This is a genomic window from Streptomyces tailanensis (assembly GCF_008386495.1).
GTDB lineage: Bacteria > Actinomycetota > Actinomycetes > Streptomycetales > Streptomycetaceae > Streptomyces > Streptomyces tailanensis.
The window spans coordinates 1-3,906 of sequence record NZ_VTHJ01000147.1 but is presented as its reverse complement, the minus strand read 5'-3'; the positions used below and the strand labels follow the sequence as shown (position 1 = coordinate 3,906).

Below are 3,906 nucleotides of genomic sequence, written 5' to 3'. Positions count from 1 at the left end.
CCCCCCCCCACCGACGCACGCTGCCCAAGCTGACGCCGACTCATCCCGCCGGTTACATCTCCTGCACCTAAGGACATCGAAAGCCTCCTTCGGTCCACGTGTAAGCCAAGTCAACACCCCGCGCCCCAAAGGGGCGCGGGGAACTGCGCGACCAGCCACAACAATCCCGCACCCGCCAACGAACCCATCACCCCTCCCCAATAGGCGACGCCCACAAAAACTGACGGTGAGCAAAAAACTGACGGTGCATCAGAAAACCCTTCCCTCCTCCGGAGGACTCCGGCATGCTGCGCACCATGCAGACGCAGCTGAGCAACAACCTGGGAGTCGAGCACGCCGTCTTCGGCTTCACGCCGTTCCCCGCCGTCGCCGCGGCCATCAGCCGGGCCGGCGGCTTCGGGGTGCTCGGCGCGGTCCGCTACACGGCGCCCGACGACCTCAAACGCGACCTGGACTGGATCGAGGCGCACGTCGACGGAAAGCCGTACGGTCTGGACGTCGTCATGCCGGCCAAGAAGGTCGAGGGCGTGACGGAGGCGGACGTAGAGGCGATGATCCCCGAGGGGCACCGGCAGTTCGTCAAGGACACCCTCGCCAAACACGGTGTGCCCGAACTCGCCGACGGCGAGGCCTCCGGCTGGCGGATCACCGGCTGGATGGAACAGGTCGCCCGCACTCAACTCGACGTAGCCTTCGACTACCCGATCAAACTGCTCGCCAACGCGCTCGGCTCCCCGCCCGCCGACGTCATCGACCGCGCCCACGAACAGGACGTGCTCGTAGCCGCCCTCGCGGGTAGCGCCCGGCATGCCCGCAAGCACGCCGACGCGGGCATCGACATCGTCGTCGCCCAGGGGTACGAGGCCGGCGGCCACACCGGCGAGATCGCCTCGATGGTGCTGACCCCCGAAGCCGTCGAAGCCGTCGACCCGTTGCCCGTGCTCGCCGCCGGCGGCATCGGCAGCGGACAGCAGGCGGCCGCCGCCTTCGCGCTCGGCGCCCAGGGCGTCTGGCTCGGTTCGCTGTGGCTGACCACCACCGAGGCCGAACTGCCCTCGCCCAAACTGATCGAGAAGCTCCTCGCCGCCGGCTCCGGCGACACCGTCCGCTCCCGCGCCCTCACCGGCAAACCCGCACGCCAGCTCCGTACCGAATGGACCGACGCCTGGGACGACCCGCAGGGCCCCGGCGCGCTCCCCATGCCCCTCCAGGGCCTGCTCGTCGCCGAGGCGGTCTCCCGCATCCAGAAGTACGAGGTCGAGCCCCTGCTCGGGACCCCGGTCGGGCAGATCGTCGGCCGGATGAACAGCGAACGCAGCGTCCAGGCAGTCTTCGACGACCTCACCCGCGGTTTCGAGAAGGCCGTCGACCGCATCAACCGGATCGCCGGAAGGAGCGCCGAACAGTGAGCCAAGCCCCCCAAGGTTTCTGGGCCCAGGCCACCGCCGACCCCGACCGCACGGTGCTCGTCGCCCCCGACGGCGAGGAGTGGACCGCCGGACGCCTGCACGCCGAGGCCAACCGGCTGGTGCACGGACTGCGCGCGGCCGGACTCGAACGCGGCGACGCCTTCGCGGTCGTCCTGCCCAACGGCGTCGAGTTCTTCACGGCGCACCTGGCCGCCACCCAGGCCGGCCTCTACCTCGTCCCCGTCAACCACCACCTCGTGGGCCCCGAGATCGCCTGGATCGTCTCCGACTCGGGCGCCAAGGTGCTGATCGCGCACGAGCGGTTCGCCGAGGCCGCACGCCACGCCGCCGACGAGGCGAAGCTTCCCGCGAGCCACCGGTACGCGGTCGGCGCGGTCGACGGCTTCCGCCCGTACCCCGAACTCCTCGACGGGCAGCCTGGGGCGGCGCCCGACGACCGCACCCTCGGCTGGGTCATGAACTACACCTCGGGCACCACCGGCCGCCCCCGAGGCATTCGGCGCCCGCTGCCCGGCAAGATCCCCGAGGAGTCCTACCTCGGCGGCTTCCTCGGCATCTTCGGCATCAGGCCGTACGACGACAATGTGCACCTGGTGTGCTCACCGCTCTACCACACAGCCGTCCTGCAGTTCGCCGGCGCGTCCCTGCACATCGGGCACAAGCTCGTCCTGATGGACAAGTGGACGCCCGAGGAGATGCTCCGCCTCATCGACACCCACCGCTGCACCCACACCCATATGGTCCCCACCCAGTTCCACCGGCTGCTGGCGCTCCCCGAGGACGTACGCGCCCGCTACGACGTGTCGTCCATGCGGCACGCCATCCACGGTGCCGCCCCCTGCCCGGACCACGTCAAGCGGGCCATGATCGAGTGGTGGGGGAACAGTGTCGAGGAGTACTACGCGGCCAGCGAGGGGGGCGGCGCCTTCGCCACCGCCGAGGACTGGCTGAAGAAGCCCGGCACGGTCGGCAAGGCCTGGCCCATCAGTGAACTCGCCGTTTTCGACGACGACGGCAACCGGCTGCCGCCCGGTGAACTCGGCACCGTCTACCTGAAGATGAGCACCGGCGGCTTCTCGTACCACAAGGACGAGGGCAAGACGAAGAAGAACCGCATCGGCGACTTCTTCACCGTCGGCGACCTCGGCTATCTCGACGAGGACGGCTACCTCTTCCTCCGCGACCGCAAGATCGACCTCATCATCTCCGGCGGGGTCAACATCTACCCCGCCGAGATCGAGGCCGCTCTCCTCACCCACCCCGCCGTCGCCGATGCCGCCGCCTTCGGCATCCCGCACGACGACTGGGGCGAGGAGGTCAAGGCCGTGGTCGAACCGGCCCCGGGATTCACCCCGGGGCCGGCGCTGGCCGAGGAGATCCTCGCCCACTGCGCCCGCGAACTCGCCGGGTACAAACGCCCGAAGAGCGTCGACTTCACCGAGGCGATGCCCCGCGACCCGAACGGCAAGCTCTACAAGCGGAGGCTGCGCGAACCGTACTGGGAAGGCCGGCAGAAGAGCGTGTGACGACAGGGTCGCGAGCGGGCCTCAGGGCTTGCGCGCGACCCCGCCCAGCGCGATCACCTCGCCCGACGGCCCTGCAGACGGGTCAGGCCGCCAGTCGTTCAGCGGGACGACACCCGGCTCCAACAGCTCCAACCCGTTGAAGAATCCGGCGAGTTGCTCCGGGCTCCGCAGGTAGTACGGGACCGCGCCGCTCTCGTTGTACTTGCGGGTGGCCTCGGCGTTGGCCTCGTTCGTGTCCACGCTGTCGTTGAACGCGAAGTAACTCCCCGAGGGCAGGGCCGCCATGAGCCCACCGACGATGGCCAGCGCCTCGTCGTAATCCGCGATATGCCCGCTGACCTGCATCATCGTCAGCCCCACCGGCTGGGTGAGGTCCAGTGTCCGCGCCGCCTCCCGCAGCACGGTCTTCGGGTCGTGCAGATCGGAGTCCACGTAGTCGGTCACCCCCTCGGGGGTGCTCGTGAGCAGGGCCCGCGCGTGGGTCAGCACGAGCGGGTCGTTGTCCACGTAGACGACCCGCGCGTCGGGCGCCACTCGCTGGGCGATCTCGTGGGTGTTGTCGGCGGTCGGCAGGCCGGTGCCGATGTCGAGGAACTGACGTATCCCGGCCTCACCGGCGAGGAACCGGACCGCCCGGCCGAGGAAGGCCCGGGAGTCACGGGCCAGGTCGGTGATGCCGGGGAACACCGTGCGGAACGCGTCACCGATCTCGTGATCGACCGGGTAGTTGTCCTTGCCGCCCAGCCAGTAGTTCCAGACACGGGCCGAATGCGGCACCGACGTGTCGATCTTGGCGATCGCATCTGTCTCCGGGCTTGACGAGTACTGCGCCACCGGGCGGCCTCCTTGTGAGGAACGGTTGTCTGCCACTGGCATGGTGCCGCCCAGCCGGGGGCGGCACCACACCCTTGGCTCATTCACTCACACGAATCACCCTCAGCCGCGGCGAG

The 3,906-nt window shown here is 69.4% G+C and carries 3 protein-coding genes; 2 read left to right on the top strand and 1 reads right to left on the bottom strand.

The genetic code is table 11. The annotated features are described in order from the left end of the window. The first annotated feature begins 296 nt into the window (after nt 1–296). Entirely contained in the window at nt 297–1,409 is a 1,113-nt protein-coding gene (locus F3T56_RS45480; protein ID WP_149831320.1) for an NAD(P)H-dependent flavin oxidoreductase, read from the top strand. Continuing rightward, nucleotides 1,406–2,956 (top strand): acyl-CoA synthetase, encoded by a 1,551-nt coding sequence (locus F3T56_RS45475; RefSeq protein WP_149831319.1) that lies wholly within the window; start codon nt 1,406–1,408, stop codon nt 2,954–2,956. The genes F3T56_RS45480 and F3T56_RS45475 overlap by 4 nt, the downstream gene beginning before the upstream one ends. Before the next feature lie 21 nt (nt 2,957–2,977). On the opposite strand, the gene F3T56_RS45470 is transcribed toward F3T56_RS45475, so the two are convergent. Beyond that, entirely contained in the window at nt 2,978–3,790 is an 813-nt protein-coding gene (locus F3T56_RS45470) for an SAM-dependent methyltransferase (protein ID WP_149831318.1), read from the bottom strand. Nucleotides 3,791–3,906: the final 116 nt, after the last annotated feature.

Excerpts from the sequence above, each read along its gene's own strand:
- F3T56_RS45480 (WP_149831320.1), top strand. The coding sequence starts at position 297 with ATGCAGACGCAGCTGAGCAACAACCTGGGAGTCGAGCACGCCGTCTTC.